The 21234-nt window shown below is 41.4% G+C and carries 17 protein-coding genes; 10 read left to right on the top strand and 7 right to left on the bottom strand.

Annotation, left to right across the window (positions count from 1 at the left end):
• Nucleotides 1-239 precede the first annotated feature (239 nt).
• Together V7K35_RS16165 and V7K35_RS16160 are read right to left on the bottom strand one after the other, a co-directional pair.
• A complete protein-coding gene (locus V7K35_RS16165; protein WP_335080309.1) occupies nucleotides 240-851 on the bottom strand; it encodes a hypothetical protein in 612 nt (203 codons plus the stop codon).
• 231 nt (nucleotides 852-1082) lie between these two features.
• Nucleotides 1083-1469, bottom strand: a complete 387-nt coding sequence (locus V7K35_RS16160; protein WP_335080259.1) for a hypothetical protein — start codon at nucleotides 1467-1469, stop codon at nucleotides 1083-1085.
• Nucleotides 1470-1970: 501 nt separating this feature from the next.
• On the opposite strand from V7K35_RS16160, the gene V7K35_RS16155 reads away from it, so the two are divergent.
• Complete coding sequence (locus V7K35_RS16155) at nucleotides 1971-3875, top strand: chloride channel protein (protein WP_335080258.1); 1905 nt, start codon at nucleotides 1971-1973, stop codon at nucleotides 3873-3875.
• Nucleotides 3876-4073: 198 nt separating this feature from the next.
• Here the strand turns inward: V7K35_RS16155 and V7K35_RS16150 are convergent, their stop codons facing one another.
• Nucleotides 4074-4244 carry a hypothetical protein gene (locus V7K35_RS16150; RefSeq protein ID WP_335080257.1) on the bottom strand — a complete coding sequence of 57 codons (171 nt, stop codon included), beginning with the start codon at nucleotides 4242-4244 and terminating at the stop codon, nucleotides 4074-4076.
• Between the two features lie 182 nt (nucleotides 4245-4426).
• Nucleotides 4427-4840 (bottom strand): AbrB family transcriptional regulator, encoded by a 414-nt coding sequence (locus tag V7K35_RS16145; RefSeq protein WP_273768913.1) that lies wholly within the window; start codon nucleotides 4838-4840, stop codon nucleotides 4427-4429.
• Nucleotides 4841-5313: 473 nt separating this feature from the next.
• Between V7K35_RS16145 and V7K35_RS16140 the strand changes: the two genes are divergently transcribed.
• The 5 genes from V7K35_RS16140 (at nucleotide 5314) to V7K35_RS16120 (ending at nucleotide 10547) form a co-directional block, all read left to right on the top strand.
• Entirely contained in the window at nucleotides 5314-5754 is a 441-nt protein-coding gene (locus V7K35_RS16140) for an Rrf2 family transcriptional regulator (protein ID WP_298920878.1), read from the top strand.
• Between the two features lie 272 nt (nucleotides 5755-6026).
• Nucleotides 6027-6998: an adenosylcobinamide-phosphate synthase CbiB gene (cbiB, locus tag V7K35_RS16135; protein ID WP_335080256.1), complete on the top strand. Its 972-nt coding sequence runs from the start codon at nucleotides 6027-6029 to the stop codon at nucleotides 6996-6998.
• An 89-nt stretch (nucleotides 6999-7087) separates the two neighbouring features.
• On the top strand, nucleotides 7088-7624 hold the full coding sequence (gene pyrR, locus V7K35_RS16130) for a bifunctional pyr operon transcriptional regulator/uracil phosphoribosyltransferase PyrR (RefSeq protein WP_298920883.1): 537 nt from the start codon (nucleotides 7088-7090) through the stop codon (nucleotides 7622-7624).
• Nucleotides 7625-8256: 632 nt separating this feature from the next.
• The gene (locus tag V7K35_RS16125; RefSeq protein WP_335080255.1) at nucleotides 8257-9537 is read left to right on the top strand and encodes a DUF4912 domain-containing protein; all 1281 of its coding nucleotides are present in this window, start codon (nucleotides 8257-8259) and stop codon (nucleotides 9535-9537) included.
• 83 nt (nucleotides 9538-9620) lie between these two features.
• Nucleotides 9621-10547, top strand: a complete 927-nt coding sequence (locus V7K35_RS16120; RefSeq protein WP_335080254.1) for a phosphodiester glycosidase family protein — start codon at nucleotides 9621-9623, stop codon at nucleotides 10545-10547.
• Between the two features lie 209 nt (nucleotides 10548-10756).
• On the opposite strand, the gene V7K35_RS16115 is transcribed toward V7K35_RS16120, so the two are convergent.
• Nucleotides 10757-11071, bottom strand: coding sequence for a hypothetical protein (locus V7K35_RS16115; protein ID WP_335080253.1), 315 nt, complete (start codon nucleotides 11069-11071; stop codon nucleotides 10757-10759).
• Nucleotides 11072-11940: 869 nt separating this feature from the next.
• Between V7K35_RS16115 and V7K35_RS16110 the strand changes: the two genes are divergently transcribed.
• Nucleotides 11941-14166, top strand: a complete 2226-nt coding sequence (locus tag V7K35_RS16110) for an EAL domain-containing protein (RefSeq protein ID WP_335080252.1) — start codon at nucleotides 11941-11943, stop codon at nucleotides 14164-14166.
• An 875-nt stretch (nucleotides 14167-15041) separates the two neighbouring features.
• Nucleotides 15042-16388, top strand: coding sequence for a 5-histidylcysteine sulfoxide synthase (ovoA, locus tag V7K35_RS16105; RefSeq protein WP_335080251.1), 1347 nt, complete (start codon nucleotides 15042-15044; stop codon nucleotides 16386-16388).
• 10 nt (nucleotides 16389-16398) lie between these two features.
• On the opposite strand, the gene V7K35_RS16100 is transcribed toward ovoA, so the two are convergent.
• A complete protein-coding gene (locus V7K35_RS16100) occupies nucleotides 16399-17238 on the bottom strand; it encodes a sterol desaturase family protein (RefSeq protein WP_335080250.1) in 840 nt (279 codons plus the stop codon).
• A 249-nt stretch (nucleotides 17239-17487) separates the two neighbouring features.
• Nucleotides 17488-18483, bottom strand: a complete 996-nt coding sequence (gene ilvC / locus V7K35_RS16095) for a ketol-acid reductoisomerase (protein ID WP_273768904.1) — start codon at nucleotides 18481-18483, stop codon at nucleotides 17488-17490.
• Nucleotides 18484-18718: 235 nt separating this feature from the next.
• Here ilvC and V7K35_RS16090 point away from each other — a divergent pair, with 235 nt between their 5' ends.
• Together V7K35_RS16090 and V7K35_RS16085 are read left to right on the top strand one after the other, a co-directional pair.
• On the top strand, nucleotides 18719-19627 hold the full coding sequence (locus V7K35_RS16090; RefSeq protein ID WP_335080249.1) for a DUF4349 domain-containing protein: 909 nt from the start codon (nucleotides 18719-18721) through the stop codon (nucleotides 19625-19627).
• A 234-nt stretch (nucleotides 19628-19861) separates the two neighbouring features.
• Entirely contained in the window at nucleotides 19862-21223 is a 1362-nt protein-coding gene (locus V7K35_RS16085; RefSeq protein ID WP_335080248.1) for an NAD(P)/FAD-dependent oxidoreductase, read from the top strand.
• Nucleotides 21224-21234 lie beyond the last annotated feature (11 nt).

Raw genomic sequence — 21234 nt, 5'->3', positions numbered from 1 at the left:
TTTCACAAATCAAATGAGATTGTTATAAATAATCAGAAGCTAGTTTTATGACTTTTTAATTAGGTATTCCTGCTGAAGCAACATGTACGCTAAACTGACTACATGAATTATGAAACAGATCGGAAACTCCTCATAGATCAGACAATCACAACCAACGAGAAGAGATGAGGGAGCAAGGGGAGAAAAGGGGAAGTTGCTTGCAGTAAGTCTTTCCCCTCTACCGCAATGCCTAATGCCCATTAACGAATTTGCAGTTCATTTTCTAACTTGTCTAAATCAGTTTTGAGCAAAATCGTCATTTGACCCGTAAAAGCTTTGCCAGTCTTGGGTTGGGCAATTTCCACCCAATATACATAGCGATCGCCTACTCGTAATTCTCCCTTTAAAGCTTCCCGAATCGGAGTTTTGGCAAAACGCGCTGAGTTAATTACCTTTTGGTTGGGATACTCATACACTACCTGAGCGCGATCGTAGTCTTGATAAATCTCCAAGCCATAAATCACCCGCAAGGATTCTTGGAGACGCGCAAATGTCATGCCGTTAATGGCATCATACATGGCAATCCGCTCACTGCGAATTGTGCCACGGTCTTTAGAAAATTCCACCCTACCGGGAGGCAAAACCGACGCTTGAAAAGTGAATCGTTGAGCAGCTGTATCAGTCTTTTGCACAAACAATTGCTCTCCACTCCTGGGGCGGAGTGTGGGATGTGCTTTAATCCAGGTGCCTACTTCCTCTGTACTTTGCCCTGGTAAAGCATTAACTTTGGAATCAAAAAGCGTTCCCACGCACAGCCAGGGTGCTAGAAAAAAAGGCAAAATCAAAAAGTTAAACAGAGATTTTTTGAGCATTTCTATATTTAGAACTTTCATAAAAATTTCCCTAATAGTAAGTAACCATAGTCTTCCCGTTTTTCAGCAAGATTATTTCAAGCGTCAACTCAATTTAAGTACATCAGAGATCTTACTTATAATGTAAAACCGTGTCTTATTTGGGGCGAATAAGACACGGTTTCACAAAAGTATTTAGTTATAATATTACAAAAATCAAAGTAAGATTTGATTTATACTAAAGTAATCCATTTACTGAGATTTGTTTCCTAGTTCATTAACTTTCTCTGTTGTGGGAAAAATTTGGCGATCGTAATTTGTCTTTTCCTGAGTCAAAGCGATCGCACTAAAGAAAATGGCACTTCCTACAGCCAAGGCTACCATAGGACGCTTCAGCAGGACAAAATCTCTGATAATCCTAGCTAAAGGTCGGCTTTGACGACGTAGCGCCGAAGAAATCATCAATTGTCTCCAAGTAAACGGATCACGGACATAATGACCGCTTTGGCAAACTACTAGCCGTTCCTGGCAATAGGGACAGCAAAACAAGCCCATGCGTGTTTTAACTAGTTTTGGTGTAGCATTTCTTTGGCAAATTGGGCAAGTAACATAATGATTATCAAAGGTGTGTATATTCATTTACCTCGTCCGCCTAGTCCATTTACTCGCTCTATAACAATAGTTATATTGAATGCCGATCAATACTTAGCAGACTTCCAAGTATGGTCTGACATCAGGCATAAATCATACATACATTGTATTACTACAAAGGATGGCTCAATGGTCGTAACACGAGTATAGCTAGATTTAGGCAAGGATGACTTCCTTCTAGTTAATGTTTGCGAGTGTGTCCACCCAGCCCACAAAAGCTCTGTTGTCTTTAGAAAGCAGTAGCGTTGGCGCTGACTCGCACCCCACTAGCGACGCCGAATAGCCCAATTTAGGCATCGTTGACCCTTAAATAACAATTGTCTCCCATTTAACCATTCTGCCCACAAAAGTTTTGCACAATAACATTTTTTGCTAAAGCTTTGTAAATCAAACAAATAAAGTCTACTTGTCTGGTTGCTAAATAATGGCTCACAATGAGAAGTAACAGATAAAAATTTAAATTTTTTCTTACATTTACCCCGCTTCTGAATGACTCTCTTGCCTCCCACTCAACTAAGGAAGGTAACGGAACAACCTGCCTTTCCTACACCTTCCGCTCGTTTAGCTGACCTAATTAATCGTTTTCAACCATCCCCAGAAACCATTGTGCTGTTTTTAGCCATGCTGATTGGCGGTGGTACTGGTATGGGTGTAGTCACCTTTCACTATTTAATCCAACTGATTCACCAGTTGATGCTGGAAAATTTAATGGGTCAAATCGGCGTCTGGGGTGCTTGGACTTTAGCCTGCGTTCCCACCCTTGGCGGCTTAATCGTTGGCTTCATGCGCTGGCGCACTCAAGACTTTGGCCCTGAACTTTCATCTCTAATCGCTGCCTCTCAAGGAACAGAGATTAAGCGACCACTACGACCAGTTACGAAGATGCTGGCCGCATCTGTTTCTTTGGGAAGCGGTGCTTCTTTGGGGCCAGAGGGACCGAGTGTAGAAATTGGCGCAAATTTTGGGATGTTGTTGTCTGTGATCCTGAATGTATCTCAAGAACAACAACGTTTGCTGTTAGGTGCTGGCGCGGCAGCTGGACTCGCTGCTGGATTTAATGCTCCCATCGCTGGAGTATTTTTTGCCCTAGAGGTGGTAATGGGAGCTACATCTTTTGCTACTTCTGCTGTGAGTGTGGTGCTGCTAGCGGCGGTGGTAGCAGCATTAATTGCCCAAATTGGTTTGGGGGCACAACCTGCTTTTGATTTACCTGTTTACCAAGTCCGTAGTCCTTTGGAATTACCCCTTTATCTTGGCTTGGGTTTAGGGGCCAGCTTAGTATCTTTGGCTTATACTCAATCAATTCGGGGAGCAAAAGCCTGCTTTGCTGGAAAGGTTCCAGGTTTTGACTTTTTGGGACGAATTCCTGAGCCGATTCATCCAATTATTGGCGGTATGATAATTGGCGCAGTTGCTTTGCACTTCCCGCAAATTCTGGGCGTCGGTTATGAAACTGTAGAAGCAATGCTTCAGGATGTGGAATTTCCACTCTACCTGTTGGTGGTGCTGTTGGTAGTGAAGCTACTGATGACTGCAATTAGTACGGGTAGTGGTTTCATTGGCGGTTTGTTTGCACCAGCAATGTTTTTAGGTGCTTCTTTTGGATCAGCTTACGCCAAGATTTTGGCTGTGGCATTCCCGGCTATTTGCGATCAGATGGCAGCTCCCCCAGCTTATGCAATGGTAGGAATGGCAGCAGTGCTGGCTGCTAGTGTCAGAGCGCCGTTAACGGCTATTTTAATGCTGTTTGAATTAACCCGCGACTATCGGATTGTTTTACCGTTGATGGCAGCTGTAGGTTTGAGTGTTTGGCTAGTGGAAAGGATTAAACCAACTTTTAACTCTAACTCTAACCTACAACAAATTGGTCTTTCTGAATTGAAAGATGAAAAAGCGGAAATTGTGGAGCAAATTTTGGTAGAAGATGCCATGTACCCCTGTCCAAAAAAGCTACCTGCAACCCTTGGAGTGTTAGATGCAGCTGTAGAAATGATCCGCGATCGCGCCCGAAGTGCTTTAGTAATTGATGAAGCAGAGCAATTAGTTGGTATACTTTCTCTGGAAGATATTAACCGCGCCCTTGCTCTTTGGCAAACTTACCCAAATTCGCTAACTGAAATTCCAGATAATTTATCCAGTCAAACCCTCATAGACATTTGTACTACTGAAATCCTCTACGCATGGCAGGATGAATTATTATCTGAAGCTTTAGACCGGATGACTCTTCGAGGTTTGCATCAATTACCAGTGGTAGCACGAGATAAACCCGATCGCATTTTGGGTTTACTAGAAAGAGAGCAAATTGCATTAACTTACAATTTAGCAGTTACGCGCAAGGCACTTCGCCACTATTTACCAGTCTTACCCACCACAGATATAGTTATTAATAAGTAGTCAAGGGTCAATCAATTTGGGATTTTAGATTTGCGTTAGCAAGTCTTGTCTATGACACACTACGCATAGCTTGCTTTCCCGCAGGAGTACGAGCGCCTTTTAGATTTGTTCCAACAACAAGGGGTGTGGTATGAACCAAAAAACAATTCTATTATCCAAAATTGGCAAGGTCAAGGATCAAAAATCTTGGACTTTTGATTAATGACTCTTGAGTGCCAATTTTAGATTGAAGAAAACCCGATAGCGCAGCGTAAAGCCAACTCTTAGAGAGGCTTGTCTGCAACACGCCTCTCGTTTGCCAACGGCAACTCTTAGAGTTGCCATGCCGCAGGCTTTACGCTGCGCTACCCTTGCGTCTTTTCGGTTCATGCTAGACTAATGTCTCGCTACGCGTTTTCACCCCTTGTGGGTGACACAAATCCAAAATTCAAAATCTTCAAGCCCCATCTGTTTATTGGTGGGGTCAATCCAAAATCTAAAATTGTTAGACTGAGCGTAGCGTTCCGCAGGAAAGTCTAAAATCTGTTGAATTTGGACTCTTAACTATATTATTAAGCTGTGGCTTCTATAGCTTCATCATCTTCCCGATCTTCTGGATCTACCTGTCTCAGACGAATGTGCTTTTTGCCTAAAGTGATCAGAAACTCATCTCCTGGTTTAAGATTCATCTGTTTTGTATAAGCTGAACCTATAAGTAAGTTACCATTTGATTGCACACTAATTCTATAGCTGGCACTACGTCCACCACGCCCATTAGCACTGGGTGTACTGTCCAACTGAATGCCTTCGGCATCAATTAGGGCATTTAAGAACTTCATCATATTGACGCGCTCTATACCGTTTTTTGTAATGGTATAGTAGCCGCACTTCTTAGCTTTATCTTCTTTGCTCTCGCTCTCTAGCTCTTTGACTTTTTTGAGCAGTTCTTCACCGAGTAGGGGTTCAATTTTTTTCAGTTTAGGCATCAACTTAGGTCGAAAATGAATGTTTGAAGTGTTTGAATCGATTTTATTTTAGCTGACATTGAGCTAACAGGAACATAATCCTTTAGTTTTTATCTCAACCTAGCCAAGTATATTACACTCATCGGCACAATTGTTATGTGATTAACAATATTGCCAAGACAATCTATTTTACAGAATGCTGGCAATGCTGATAACTATATATATATAGTTAGTGAATCACTGCTAGACTATACAAGTTTTAAGTTTTCTAAACTAACGCTCAAAAGGTTGTTTACAAACTTTAGATGATAACTGAGTCAGAGAATGATAAGTAAAACTGATTCTTAGTCAAAGGTCAAGAGGAGGCAGTGCGGTCTTAGGGTCTCCCCAAATAGAGCAATAAGCGTGTTTCCCCAAAAGAGCAACTACCGTTCAAGGGTCAATATTTGGACTCTGTAAAATTGACTATTGACTAAACAATAAACCTTGCCAAAATGAAACTAACTACCAGAGGACACTATAGTGTGAAGGCGTTGCTAGATTTGAGTTTACAGCCAAGATATGGCCCTGTCTCTGTGAGAGCGATCGCCAAACGCCAAGATATCCCAGCTCCTTACCTCGAAAAACTACTAATAGAAATGCGTCGTGCGTCAATAGTTAAATCAATTCGTGGTAGCATTGGTGGATACCAATTGGCAAGAGAGCCTGCACAAATATCTATAGGACAAATTTTAGAAGCAGTTGGCGAGACTAGCCATTTACCCCATCACACCCCAGCACCTGCACAAGCTGAAGATTGGGTAACATTTAGCCTCTGGCAGAGACTCAACCAAAAGCTTAAAGAAGCTTTGTACAGTATTACTCTGGCAGACCTTTATTACGATGCTCGTAGCTGGCAGGCTTCCCTTGGAGAAGAGGCTAGTTTTGTGGTTTAGTAAAAAGTCAATAGTCAATAGTCAATAATCAAAATATTGACCCTTGAGAGCCAGTTCACTTGACGGAAGAAACTCCCGCACAAGACTGGCTCGTCTTGACCACGAATTTTAGATTTTAGGTTTTTTGGTTTATGCCCCGGACAACTCTTGGAGACGCTAACGCGTAGCAAGATCCCCGTAGGGGTACGTACCTCTGTTCGGTTTCGTAGTCAAGGTCAATTCTATTATCCAAATCCAAAATCCAAAATTGGTTGACCCTTGACCAGTAACTTATGACTAATAGCATCTATATCTTAATAATTGCTGCACTTTTAGATTACTTAATTGGCGATCCTTGGAATTGGCCTCATCCAGTGCAAGTTATGGGGTGGGTAATTTCTCGCCTGACTAAATTTTCTCTGCAATTGTGTCAAAATTCTCTAACACAACGCCTAGCTGGAATTGTATTAGGCATTATCCTAATAATTGGTAGCGGCCTTGTTGGCTTTTTGATTATTCAAAGTGCCAGATGGGTTCATCCATTGTTGGGAATTGCCATAGATAGCATTCTTTTGGCTAGTTGTTTTGCTGGCAGAAGTTTGCGAGCAGCAGCAGTGGCTGTTTTACAACCTTTAACAGCGGGAGATTTGGGGCAGGCTCGGAAGATTTTAAGTAATTACGTTGGTCGAGATACACAAAACCTCTCACAAGCAGAAATTTCACGAGCAGTTTTAGAAACGGTTGCAGAAAATGCCACCGATGGGGTAATGGCTCCACTTTTTTATGCAATTGTTGGTGTCTTTGTGCCACTTGTGGGGCCAACTCCCTTGGCTTTAGCATACAAAGCCAGTAGTACCCTTGATTCAATGGTGGGCTATCGGGAAGCACCTTATACTTATTTTGGCTGGTTTTGTGCGCGGTTGGAAGATTGTTTGACTTGGCTACCTTGTCGGTTAACAGTTGTGACTCTGGCGCTGTTATCAGGTAAACCGATGCATGTTTGCCGAATTTGTCGTCGGGATGCAATTAATGATCCTAGTCCCAATTCTGGCTGGAGTGAGTGCGCTTATGCTGCTTTTTTGGGTGTGCAGATGGGGGGTACAAATTGGTATCGTGGGGTAGCTAAGTACAAACCACTGCTAGGAGATGCTATTTATCCCATTACTGCAACTTCTATTCAGAATGCTTTGCAGCTGACTCGATATTGTTTTTTGCTATGGTTAGGGATAGCGATCGCTATATTCTTAATACTCCCAAATAGATAATGATAAATATAAAGTTAGGAGTTAGGAGTTAGGAGTTAAGAATAAAAATTCCTAACTCTTAACTGATCACTCCTAACTTATCACTCGCTATGTCTGCCAAAGTAGTTGAAATTCTCTCATCAGAAGAAATCCGTCGGACTTTGACTCGCCTCGCCTCTCAAATTGTGGAAAGGACACGTGATTTGTCTCAACTGGTGCTTCTTGGTATTTATACCAGGGGTGCGTTATTAGCCGAATTGTTAGCGCGTCAGATTGAGACACTAGAAGGTGTAGCCGTGTCAGTTGGCGCTTTGGACATTACATTTTATCGAGATGACCTCGATAAAATTGGATTGCGGACTCCAACAAAAAGCGAAATTCCTTTTGACCTGACGGGGAAAACAGTTGTACTCGTGGATGATGTTATTTTCAAAGGACGGACGATTCGCGCTGCTTTGAACGCAGTCAACGAGTACGGTAGACCAGAAGTGATTCGTTTAGCTGTATTAGTAGACAGAGGTCATCGAGAATTACCAATTCACCCAGATTTTATTGGCAAGCAGTTGCCTACTGCTAAAGAAGAAGTTGTCAAAGTTTACTTACAAAATTGCGATGGACGAGATGCAGTGGAGTTGATTGGAGATTAGGAGTTTGAAGAATTTGCTCGATTTGTAAAGACTAACGAATTTTCAGGGTGATATTAGCCGAAACTTGTGAGCGCAAGTTTTGGCTAATTCTGCTTGTACTCGATTGCGATCGCGCAGCAAGGCAAGCTTTCGGTAATATCTATGATCGCGCCTATCATCCGCACTAGCTTACCTATTTTGTGATCAACGACATAACCCCTTTGCATCCTACTCCTTTGTTTATAGATTACGGTTTTTGACTAACCCACAACTTAATGTCATGAAAAATTGACATTATCGCCATTAATCAATATAAACTAGCTAGCAATGTTATGAAAATTTGACAATTCGATCCCAGAAGACCTGATAAATTCGTGAAACAGCTAAAAAACCTATTGAAACCCCTTGATCCCTATATATGCTTAGTGGTTAATATTGATTTAAGATAACAAATAGAACTCCTCCGATCCCAAAGAAATGCTGATTTTGGCATAACGAGGAATTGATTGGAAGTGATCTCAATTTAAAAACTTAAAAACTGGGCAAAACCAGGAGTCAGGAATAAGAAGTTCATCTGGAGTGGATGACATTTTATATAGCATTCTTTAACCAGGGGAAATCATTTACCGCTTAAACTACTGGAGGCCAAATAAATGGCAAAAGAACGCCCACCACTAGAAGAGATGACCTTACGGCAACTACGGAGAGTTGCCAGCGAATATAGCATCTCTCGCTATAGCCGAATGCGTAAATCACAATTGCTGGCATCAATTCTAGAAGTCCAGCGCAGCAGAACTTTGCTCAGTCCATCTCGTTCGTTGGAGGCACAAGAAACCGTGGAAGCAGCTAAGTTTGAATTAGGTCAGGAAGATCGGACAGGTGGATCTTTGGCTGATGTTGATGAAGGACTCGCCGATCTGCCCTCTGGTTATGGTGAAAGCCGGATTGTCCTCTTACCGCGCGATCCTCAGTGGGCTTACACTTACTGGGATATTCCGAATGAACATAAACAGGAACTCCGCCGACAAGGAGGACAACAACTCGCACTACGGATTTATGATGTCACGGACATTAATATCGAATACCAAAGCCCTCACAGTATTCAAGAATATCCTGCTGATGAACTAGCTAGAGAATGGTATCTACCAGTTCCAGTTAGCGATCGCGATTATGTGATCGATATCGGTTATCGTGCTGCTGATGGTCGCTGGTTGGTACTAGCTCGTTCTGCTAAAGTACACATTCCTCCCGTCTATCCTTCTGACTGGATTGAAGATGTCTTCATTACTGTCAACTTTGAAGAAGATTTGCGTGGTGAGACTCAGTACGAACTGGTTCACCCTGCTGAGAAGATTGCAGTTACCACCAATGATGGTGTGAATGTAAATGTCAACGGCAACAGCAACAGCAATGGTAATCCCATCTACGACGAAATATTTGGTTTAGCCGAATCTGCTGAAGCACAACGGGTTGCTGGTTCTATCTTCGGCTCCCAGCAGCAAATACCAGGTTCAGCGCGTCCTGAACAAGCCATTAGCTCCTATATTTTCCCGTCTGGTGTAGGTCTGTGGGCAATTCCCACCGGATCTGGGTTAACTGCTTCTGGTGCAGGAATGTCAGGTGTTGGCTTCTCGGCTTCTGCTGTACCAGTGCGTCCACGCCAGTTCTGGTTAATTGCCGATGCTGAGTTGATAGTCTACGGTGCAACTGAACCTAATGCTACTGTAACCATTGGTGACCGGAGAATTCAGTTAAATCCAGATGGGACATTCCGCTTCCAGATGTCCTTCCAGGATGGTTTAATCGACTATCCGATTTTGGCTGTAGCTGCTGATGGTGAGCAAACTCGGTCAATTCAAATGAAATTTAATCGTGAGACACCATCCCGGAATACTAACACCAAAGAAGAAGCTGTTTTAGAATGGTTCCCTTAAGTTTTGGCTCTTAGATTAACTCCAAACTGAAATTTTAAATTATTCCCCGCTATAGTAATTCTGTAGCGGTTTTTTTGCATTATATGTCTACAAAAAAATTATTTTTGTTATTTAGCTTGATAATTGGTGCAAGCTTTTTATCAGGTTGTCAAAAGATTGAGGCAAATTCAGTCCCAAAAGCATCTAAAACTTGCCTTGGTAAAGATGCTAAGTCAAGTATTGATTTTTTTAAAACCAATAATCAAGGTAAAAAAAATCAAAGAGGCATTAACAATGTAATTATTTTTAATCCCAAATCAGCAGAATTAGATTTCAAAGTTAATGTTGGTCTATCTCATAAACTCTACGCCAAAGATGCTAGGGGGAAACTACGTAAAGAATATGTACCAAAACAGTTTCATGAACTTATCAACGATGAGAATGCCAAATTAGACGGCCAGCTACCCATTGCCGCAATTAATGCCGATTATATAGGTACTGATGATAAACCACAAGGCTTAAATGTTTCTCGTGGCGTAGAGTATTCAGGAGCATTTAAGAATAAACGTTCTTCCTTTGGGATATCAGGAGGTACACCCAACCAGCGACAGGCTACGATCCAAACTGGTAGAAGAAAGAGCGATATTCTAAATTATAATTTAGTGGGCGGTAATGGCAGATTCTATCGTCAAGGTAAGTTTAAAGATATTTGTCAAGATTTGGGAGAATTTGCCTGTAAAAATGCAACTAATCGCTCTCTGGCAGCTATCACTAATCAAGGCTATGTAATACTATTAGTTAATGACTTGAAGGCTAATTCAAATATTGAATTGTCTCAGGTTAATCAAGAGTTACTGCCAGATATGTTTGATAATGTCCTCGAAGGTATTGCTAGCAATAACTGTTTAGGTAAGATTCAAGAAGGGATTTTATTTGATGGAGGGATGTCTCCAGGATTATATTATAACCAGAAAACTTATGTAGAAAACCTTGGGCCGATTGGTTCAGTTTTTTTAATTTACAAAAAATAAAATAGTTTAGAAGTTTAGGGCTGTAACGTAACTACGCCCGTTGTAGACATCAACTTTTGTGCCATCAACAGGCTACTTTAGACTGGATAGCTTGGGAGCATCCCGTTTTGGAAAGAACATTTTTGCTATCTCACCCTAAATCCAAATACTTTGTCCAGTAAAGACTTTTGTCACTGGCTAGGACTGGTTTACTTCCATCTGGCTCAATTTTAGAGTACTGACCTTTTAACTTTTTGCGAATTCTCAAGCTTGTTTGGATTCACCCAACGATTAACAAATTCGTTGTTATGTTTGTACACCTTGATTTGCACTTGTTTGGAGCTTAACTTGACTACTTCGGCAGGAATTCTTTGGACATCGCTAGAATCTGCGCGAGCCTTGTAAAGCCAAATGACTTTTTGCCCTACTTGAAAGTAGTTAGGATTGCTAGTTAAAAAAGGCGCTCTTTCTGCCCAGGAAGGGAAAGCAATTGCTAAGTTGATCAAAAGTACTAAGACCACTAGAGTGATTTGGAAAAGTTTCATGATCATTGCACTTGTTTTGGGTCTGGTGGGGCAATCAATTTGCTCCTTTAGCATTTAGCTATTGTCCTTTTTTGCTTTCTCAAAGTTGAAAAGTAGACACACTAAAACTTCTTTGGGCAATTTAACATTACTTTGCTCTTTGAACTCTGAGCGAGTGGCTCAGGAATGGGCGCTCCGGTACTGAGTACTGTAGAAGTTATTCTTATTAAGTTCTTGGTTGGAGTCCCAATCCTCCGTAAAGAGTTCAAAGTTCAAATCTGTACTGATTTCAGGATAAAGCAACTTTGATAATAAAATCAAATAGTCTTGTTTCTTAATATGATAAATTTAATTTATGATAAAAGTTGTGATGCTCTGACTTGAGATCACAATTTCTATCTCAGCAGTTTGCAACTTAAATCATGCATTTTCCCTAAAACAGGAGATACTTTTTTGACTTGTTTGAGAGCTTTTGTTATTTACTGAGCAATACGCTTGCTCTAATTCCCTCTTAAAAAAAAGGGTTAGGGAGGATCAAGCCTTAACCCAAGCGGATTAATTTATTGAGGTTAGATTCTTTTTTAAGTAATATATTTACTCTTAATTAATCTAGCTAAAAGTTATTCCTATTCTGGCTGAAATTTACCTTGATTTGGTAACTTAAGTTGTTAATAAAACTCTTCATAAATTGGCTTAATTGCACAAAATAGATTGGTAACTACTTAAGCATTTAGTCTAACCTTATGGATGTATTGGTGAGTTACCTACTAAATTAAATTATTCAATTAATTAAACTCATCAAATCTTCATCTATTTGAAGTGTAATTTATCTTTTACATTAAAAATAGTGGGAATAATAAGGGAAATCGGATTGAGCAAATTAGTTAGTTATGAGCCAAATATGTGCTATCTCCAAAACCTGTCCTTGTCGCAATGTTGCACGCTGCCGGACTAAAGAGGCTGGCAAGCTCTTTCTCTGGTTCCCCGTTCTCCATACACTGAAAAAAGTCACCTCCTACCTACAGCAGTTTGCCCTGAAGTATGAACTGATGCACAAGCGTTCAGGTCTGAGTTTGGACTGTAGACCTGGACAGTCACAAGAAATTGCCCGTAACCTGGCCCAACTACTTGCACCGAGAGAATTAAGAGAGACGCAAGTCCTTTTCCTTCAAGGTGTTATCGAACCTCAACTCCACGATTTTAGTGACATAACCTCATTACAACGCTTCATTAAGTTCAACCAATCCGACTGGCTGGTTGAAATGCTGGCAACGGAACGATTCACCAGTTACTTCCAACCAATTGTCTCAATTAAGGATACATCGCAGATTTACGGATATGAATCACTCTTGCGGGGGCTGGATGAACAAGGCAATTTAGTGCTACCGGGACCAATTATGGAGTTAGCAACTGAAGCTGGACTCTTACCACAACTCGACCGAGTTGCTCGTCTGAGCGCGATCGCTCAATTCAGCCGCCATCAAGTAAGCGGGCAGATTTTCATCAATTTTGCACCAACGGCGCTTTATGATCCAGCTTTTTGTCTACGTAGTACCCTAGAGGCAATTGATCAAGCAGGCATCTCCCATGAACGGGTTGTTTTTGAGGTCGTGGAGTCAGACAATTTTCAAGATTTAGACCATCTCAAGACAGTACTCAAATACTACCGGGACGCTGGTTTTTTAGTAGCCCTTGATGACCTCGGTTCTGGCTATTCCAGCCTAAACTTGCTGCATCAGTTACGTCCAGACTTTATTAAGTTGGACATAGAGTTAATTCAAGATGTGCATCAAAATCTTTACAAAGCTTCGATTACAGAGAAGCTTCTGGAGATTACTCAAAAGTTAAATATCCAGAGCGTCGTTGAAGGGATTGAGTGCATTGAGGAACTGAACTGGCTGCGAGAACGAGGCGCAACTTTTGCTCAAGGCTATTTGATTGGTAAACCCAGTGCAATACCTGTCACTACAACTCCTCACTTTGATCCGATCGCGTTAACTGTTGCATCGGCAGATGGTAAGCAAGTTGAGCAGCATGTCCAACACCAAAGCGAGTCCGAGCGAATTGTCGCGGCTGTGACGCAACGCATTCGACAATCATTGAACTTAGACGAGATTTTGCAAACCACAGCAGCCGAAGTGCGACAACTGTTTGAGGTAGACCGAGTGGTGATTTACCAGTTTGAGCCAGACTGGAGTGGTTTAGTCGCTGTAGAATCCTTAGCAGAAGGGTGTATGTCCATTCAGGGATACATCATGGACACGTGCTTTCAACCCACGCGTGCAGCTTACTTTCAACAAGGTAACACCAGAGCGATCAAAGACATTGAAACTCCGGGACTATCGCCGTGTCATGTTGGCTTCCTCCGAAGTTTGCAAATCCGGGCATACCTTATCGTGCCCATTTTGCAGCAAGACGGTTTGTGGGGACTATTGATCGCTCACCAATGCCATCATGCCAGACAATGGCAGCAATCGGAGATTAACTTGTTTAACCAGTTAGCGGGACAAGCTGCGATCGCTATTCAGCAATCAGAACTTTACCACCAATTACAACAAGCAAATCATGAATTACAGCGCCTTGCCTGTTCGGATGGTCTAACCCAAGTGGCAAATCGACGCTGCTTTGATGATACGTTCAACGCACAGTGGCAACGATTGGCACGAGAGCAAGCCTCGCTATCTTTGATTTTGTGCGATGTCGATTACTTTAAGCTTTACAATGATACGCATGGACATCTGGCAGGTGATGATGCACTTAGACAGGTTGCCAAGGCAATCTCTCAGACAGTTAAACACCCTGCTGATTTAGTTGCTCGTTATGGTGGAGAAGAGTTTGCAGTTATTTTACCAAATACTGATATCGAATCGGCCATTGCAGTTGCAAGAGATATTCAGAACAATGTTAGTGCGTTAAAAAAGCCTCATCCCCATTCTCAGGTCAGTGAATTCATCACGCTAAGTCTTGGTGTGGCAACCATCACTCCTCATAGCCAATTATCTCCCGCAACCTTAATTGCTACTGCTGACCAGGGACTCTACCAGGCAAAAGCACAAGGAAGAAATTGTGTGGTGCAGATGGATTGTAAGGAGGTTGACGCTAAATCTCTCCTTTAGCACCAGTCTCCATTTTCTCTACCAATTGCCGTGAATATTGTTGATCTGATGATTATTCAATCTTAATCACAATTTTACCGAAGTGAGCAGCACTTTTAAGGTAATGATCGACCTGACTTTTCACAGAATCTGAAAAACAAGACAGCGAAACCTAACCCCCCAACTCTACAACCCTTGGGGGAGAATTCAAAGCCTCTCAAAAGCAAGAGCGAAAAGTCTAAGCGCCGGCTTTCGGCGACACCGTTATCAAGTCTTGCCTACGGCACGCTGGCCCGAACGAGCGTCACAGCCCACCGCAGGTTTAGTTATGCACAAACGATTTGTTAATCACTGCACGATTTATTTAACCCAGAAACTGCGAATTAGATTAACGTAACTTCCTCCCTTTAAGGGAATGGAAATTGAGTAAAATATTTGACATCGTTTGCATACCAATCAGCGATGCCAAAAGTAGCTAGAGAAAATTCTCGTTTCTAGCCTCTGGCTGGAAATGCATTAAAAGTGGCTCTGCCGCAAATTTAGGAGGCAAAGCCTCACAATAGCCATTCCTAGCCTCTGGCTAGGAACGAGGAAAGCCTCTCTCCTAAAAGGAGAAAGGTGAGAGTGTATTGCATACAAACGAGAAGTGCTATGTTTGCACTCCAGAAAAATCATCTGAAACTCAGTTAAGATAAGTAATTGAGCGCTAATCCATTATTTATATTATTCTGGCAACCCGTAGTTTAAGTATTTTAAAATACATTCTTTGTCTATTTACAAATTGAGCAAATTGGCTGATCATGACGACACAAGAGAAAATGTAATAAACAACACTTATTTTTGTAATAAGTTGTAGTTTGCGTAACTTGTACAGTTAATCTCCTGTCAAAAATATCATGCCTTTAGTTTCAACGCTAAATAGACTGACATCGACTCAAGTCCCCACACTGAATGATTGCAGTTCACAAAGCCTGCTCAACTACTTTCAAAATTCTTGGGAGCTTGAAGAAACACTCATGAAAAGTTTGGTCAGGGAAGAAACTTTTCATTTTAACCCTGATCCTTTAAGAAACCGTCTAATTTTTTATCTTGGTCACTCAGCTGTTTTTTTCATCAACAAGTTAATTAGAGTTGGTTTAATCAAAGCTCGAATTAATTCCCAATACGAAACCCTATTTGAAATCGGAGTTAATCCAGAAACACCGACAGAACTCGACGCAGGAATGAAAGGGGTTAGCTGGCCTGATGTAGAAAAAGTTTGGCAATATCGAGACAAAGCACGAGAAGCTATTACAAAGGTGATCCAAAATACTTCCCTGGATTTCCCGATTCATCAACAGCATCCCTTCTGGGCTTTGCTGATGGGAATAGAACATAGTCGCATTCACTTTGAAACCTCTTCGATGCTGGTGCGTCAATTGCCTACTAATTGCTTAAAACGTCCCCAAGGTTGGAATTATGCACCTAGCAAGGGGAACATTCCCAACAATGAAATGCGTCGGGTTCCCGGTGGTGTGGTGAAACTAGGAAAACCCAAGGATGATCTTACATTCGGTTGGGATAGCGAATATGGCGATCGCACTGTTGAAGTAAAACCCTTTTTAGCTAGTCAATATCTAATCACTAACGGAGAATATCTGAAATTTGTTCAAGCTGGTGGTTACAACAATTCAGACTACTGGAATGCTGAATCTTGGGATTGGAAGCAACTCTACAACATCCAACATCCTAAATTCTGGATACCCTTGCAGGATGGCTACCGCTATCGAGCCACATTCGACGAAATAGACTTACCCTTAGACTGGCCTGTGGAAGTCAATTACTACGAAGCGATCGCATTTTGTCGCTCTCAAGGCTCAGAAATCCGCTTGATGAGTGAAGCCGAATGGAATCAAGCTTTACTTACCTGTAAGGATAACCACTTATCAACTAACTCTAATCTCAACTTACAATTCATTTCCCCCAGCCCAGTGGGAATGTTCAAACCAGCTAATAGCGCTTGTGGGCTTTATGATCTCAGAGGAAATGTCTGGGAATGGTTGGGGGACACTTTCAACGCCCTACCAGGATTTGAACCTCATCCGCTTTACGAAGATCAAGCAGCACCCTTTTTTGATGGCAAACATCAGATGATGCTTGGCGGTTCTTGGGCTACTAATGGTGCAATGGCATTACCAACCTATCGCAACTGGTTTCGTCCCTACTTTTATCAACACGCTGGTTTTAGAATTGCTCAAGATTGATTTAAGCTACTCAATCTAAATTACTAGACGACTTCATGGTCATATACTCCAAAGAAGCTACAGGAAACATAATTCCTGGCTTCTTTGTAGGAGGATTTAGTGTGTTGAATAACCTGTCCCAAAATCCTTGAATTCCATAGTTTCCCCTGAAACAACTGTGGTGAAGATCGTGAAAATCTGATGGAACAAAAAATATTGATAAGGAACTATGACCTTCTAGGTTGTAAGCATTGCCTATAATAGTCCAAGCACATAACTGGGTTATATCATACCCAAATATAAAAATAGGTAAAAGGTCTGTAATAGTAATAATAATATATTCAGGTAAACTCTTATGCCCAGCAACAAAACTTGATGAGTCCGCGAACTCATGATGTTTCAGATGTATTTTCTGCAAGAATTTTCTGTGAAGTAGCGAATGGAAAACGTAAAAACAGAAATCAGCAGCAATTATTCTCATCAAAAACCATCCAAAGTTTAAGAGTAAACTATTTCCTCTATTTACCTCTGGCGCTAAATAAAGGATAATTAAAGCTGCTATGAAACTTTTTACTTCTCCAGTAATAATGCCTTTAGCAGTAAAGGAAAGAAATGGTTGTTTTTTGACTTTCTTAACTCTGACAGTTAGTTTCTCTCTTAAATTATCATTGTTTTTAATTACCTTTTCGATTAAAAGACCAATGCTATAAAATGAGATAGAACCAACAACCCAGTATAACAAAACCTGATTGATAAAATTGAGTTCTATATTGTGTAATAGCCAATAAAATATTTGCTGAACAATTGTGCAAGAAATCGCGATTTTTAGATAAAATTCAACCTCGAAACAGAAATTAAAAATTTTTTTCATCCCTGTATCCTTCTAATAGGGCTTTACCCTCTTGTTCTATGCGACCTTACAGCTAATTATTATAAGTTACAGCTATTTATTTGAAAATAGCTGTAAGAGGATGTTTGAAAAGTATTATGCGAAACAATCAAAGTCATCAAAGACCTAACCTCCTGACTCCCTTCCTGATGCGGGAAGGGGAAATTCAAAGCCTTTCGACCTTTCGGGGAGAGGAATGGAAGTGGGTTTGGATAATTGTCTTTCTTTTGCTTAAGCTTTTTTCAACCAGCTAAACATAGCGCGTAAATCTTTGCCAACTTCCTCAATTTTGTGTTCAGCTTCTTTGCGACGCAAAGCGGTAAATCCTGGTTTACCAGCTTGGTTTTCCAGAACAAATTCCCGTGCAAATTGCCCAGATTGAATTTCGCTGAGAATCTTCTGCATTTCAGCTTTAGTTTGTTCGGTCACAATCCGAGGCCCACGGGTATAATCGCCATATTCGGCTGTGTTAGAAATGCTGTCGCGCATTTTAGCTAAACCGCCTTCTACAACCAAGTCAACAATCAGCTTGACTTCATGCAGACATTCAAAATAAGCCAATTCTGGTTGATAACCAGCTTCTACCAAAGTTTCAAATCCGGCTTTGATTAAAGCACTCAAACCACCGCATAATACTGCTTGTTCGCCAAATAAATCAGTTTCGGTTTCTTCGCGGAAAGTAGTTTCGAGAACACCCGCACGGCTACCACCGATACCTTTAGCATAAGCCATCGCGCGATCGCGTGCCTGACCACTGGCATCTTGATAAACTGCAAATAGCGCTGGTACACCTTCACCCTGTTCATAAGTCCGCCGGACTATATGCCCCGGCCCTTTGGGTGCTATCATCACCACATCTACGTTAGCCGGTGGTACAATTTGCCCAAAGTGAATATTGAAACCGTGGGCAAAAGCTAACACATTCCCTTCTTCTAAATTGGGTTCAATCTCGTTTTTGTAAATCGTTTTTTGGACTTCATCAGGTAACAAAATCATGATGAAGTCAGCAGCATTGGCAGCATCTGCAACATTCTTCACAGTTAACCCAGCTGCTTCAGCTTTTTCTACTGACTTACTACCCGGATATAGTCCCACAATCACATTTAAACCACTATCTTTTAAATTGAGAGCGTGGGCATGACCTTGAGAACCATAGCCGATAATAGCAATAGTTTTTCCAGCCAAAAGGTCTAAATTGGCATCTTCGTCATAATACATCCGGGCCATAGAAGCATCTCCTGTCAGCAAGCGTGGTCATTAATTTACAGGCTTACGATTGTACCCCAAATTGAGTACTACAGATGAACTATGAACCATTAACAATTCGTAATTACGTTACGGATGGGGATTTACTTTACCAAACTCAGCACTCTTCATCTCTGTTACAAAAATCGCAACAATACAGGTTTTAAGTTTTATGTGGGCAATACTGGGGTTAACTTCATCCATCTAGGGGTAGATTATGTACGCTTCGACTAAATCACCGCACACATCTGCTTTATTTGTGAGTGTGTTATTAGGAGGGGTGATTTTCACCAGTTGTGCCTCTTCCCATCAGTCAGCAAATCAGGCTGCACCTCCAATTGCAGCCGATGGTAGGGCAAATCAAGCAAGCAGTGTTTCCCAAAAGGCGGAAGCTGCACCAATAGCCCGTTCTCGTCCCCAACTTATCAAAAAGGCAGCAATCTCTTTGACTGTCAACTCTGTAGATCAGACTATTGATGCCGTTTCGCAAATTATTAATAAGCAGCAAGGGGATTTGATCGGGTTGAAACAACAACAACCCAAAAACGACAACCCGCGTTACACAGCAACAATACAATTGCGGATACCAGAGAATTTGCTAGAACCTACTTTAGAACAACTAGCTAAATTGGGCACTGTTAATAGTCGTAATATCACTGCGGAAGATGTGGGCGATCGCCTGGTGGATTTCCAAGCTAGATTAACCAATTTGCAGAAAACTGAAGCCAATTTGCAAAAAATTATGGATCGGGCGGGTTCTGTTAGAGATGTGCTTAGTGTTGCCCAAGAACTGAGTAATGTCCGTGAAACAATAGAACAAATTAATGCCCAACTCAAAAGCCTACAAAATCAAGTTGCTTATTCCACTATTACGCTGAACCTAGAAGCAGCAGTTTCTAGCACCAGTCCCCAACCTGCCTTTGGTTTGCAAGTTCAGGAAACTTGGAACAACTCCACCCACTCTTTGAGGGCATTTTCCGTTGGCTTACTCAAGCTGGGTATTTGGTTAATTGTTTACAGTCCCTATTTGTTAATTTTTGCTGCTCTTGTCTATGGCTTTAGGCGTTGGCGGCGAACTCATTCACCACGTTTAACACAAACACCAGAATCAACTAGTTCTGAGTGAGCTTGCATAAATCATACATCTACCTTTGATAAATTTACATAAGTAAAAATTAATTCAAATATTGCCAAATCTTATTGTCTGAGTCTCCATCTTGAAAAGTTCTGTTTATCCTGTTGTTTTGATTACTTTAATCTTCAGTCAAATGTAAAAAACAATACAAAATATATGATGACAATTTTGATACAAATTTGTTAAGAATAGTTACAATAGTCGGAAAACAGGATAATATTTCTTATGGTAAATTCACTTGACAATAATCCACCTCATAAAGTAGTTATTGTTGGCGGTGGCTTTGGTGGACTTTATGCGGCAAAAACACTCGCCAAGGCAGCAGTAAACGTTACTCTGATTGATAAACGTAACTTTCATCTATTTCAACCCCTTTTATACCAAGTCGCTACGGGTGCATTGTCTCCTGCTGATATCTCTTCACCGTTGCGTTCTGTCCTCAGCAAGAGCAAGAATACGAAAGTGCTGCTAGGAGAGGTGAATAATATTGATCCAGAAGCAAAACAAGTGACTGTGGGCGACGAAGCAATAGCTTACGATACGTTAATTGTTGCTACAGGTGCGAAGCATTCCTACTTTGGCAAAGATAACTGGGAAGAATTTGCACCAGGCTTGAAAACCGTAGAAGATGCTATAGAAATGCGTAGCCGGATTTTTACGGCGTTTGAAGCCGCAGAAAAAGAAACAGATCCAGAAAAACGCCGGGCTTGGTTAACCTTTATAATTGTTGGTGGTGGCCCAACGGGTGTAGAATTAGCGGGCGCGATCGCAGAATTGGCAAATCAAACTCTCAAAGAAGATTTCCGCAGCATCGACACATCGGAAGCCAAGATTTTGCTATTAGAAGGTCTGGATCGGATTTTACCACCCTTTGCACCAGAGTTATCACAAGAAGCGGAAGCATCCCTGACGCGGTTGGGGGTAGTTGTCCAGACAAAAACGCTGGTAACGAATATTGAAAATGATGTTGTTACCATCAAACAAGGCGATGAAGTTAAAGAGATTGCCTCAAAAACGGTATTATGGGCAGCAGGTGTGAAAGCTTCAGCAATGGGAAAAGTGGTAGCAGAACGCACAGATGCCGAATGTGATCGCGCTGGACGGATTATCGTTGAACCTGACTTGAGTATTAAGGGACATCCCAATATTTTTGTAATTGGCGACTTAGCAAATTTTTCTCATCAAAATGGTAAACCGCTACCCGGTGTTGCACCTGTAGCGAAGCAACAAGGTGAATATGTAGCAGCGCTAGTCCAAAAGCGGCTTACAGGTAACAGTTTGTCACCTTTTGCTTATACCGATTATGGTAGTTTAGCGATGATTGGACACAATTCTGCTGTGGTAGATTTGGGCTTTATCAAGCTGAAAGGTTTCTTTGCATGGCTCTTTTGGCTATTGATTCACATCTACTTCTTAATTGAATTTAACAACAAATTAGTAGTAATGATTCAGTGGGCATGGAACTATTTCACCCGTAATCGCGGAGCAAGATTGATTACAGGTAAAGAATCAATTACGGAGTTTGTAATTAGCGATCGCAACAGTTATTACACATCAGAAAATAATAAACAGCCGATAAATATTTGATCATTGGGCAT

This window comes from Nostoc sp., from assembly GCF_036917275.1.
In the GTDB taxonomy this organism is placed as follows: Bacteria; Cyanobacteriota; Cyanobacteriia; order Cyanobacteriales; family Nostocaceae; genus Nostoc.
This window is presented reverse-complemented; position numbering and strand designations above follow the sequence as displayed.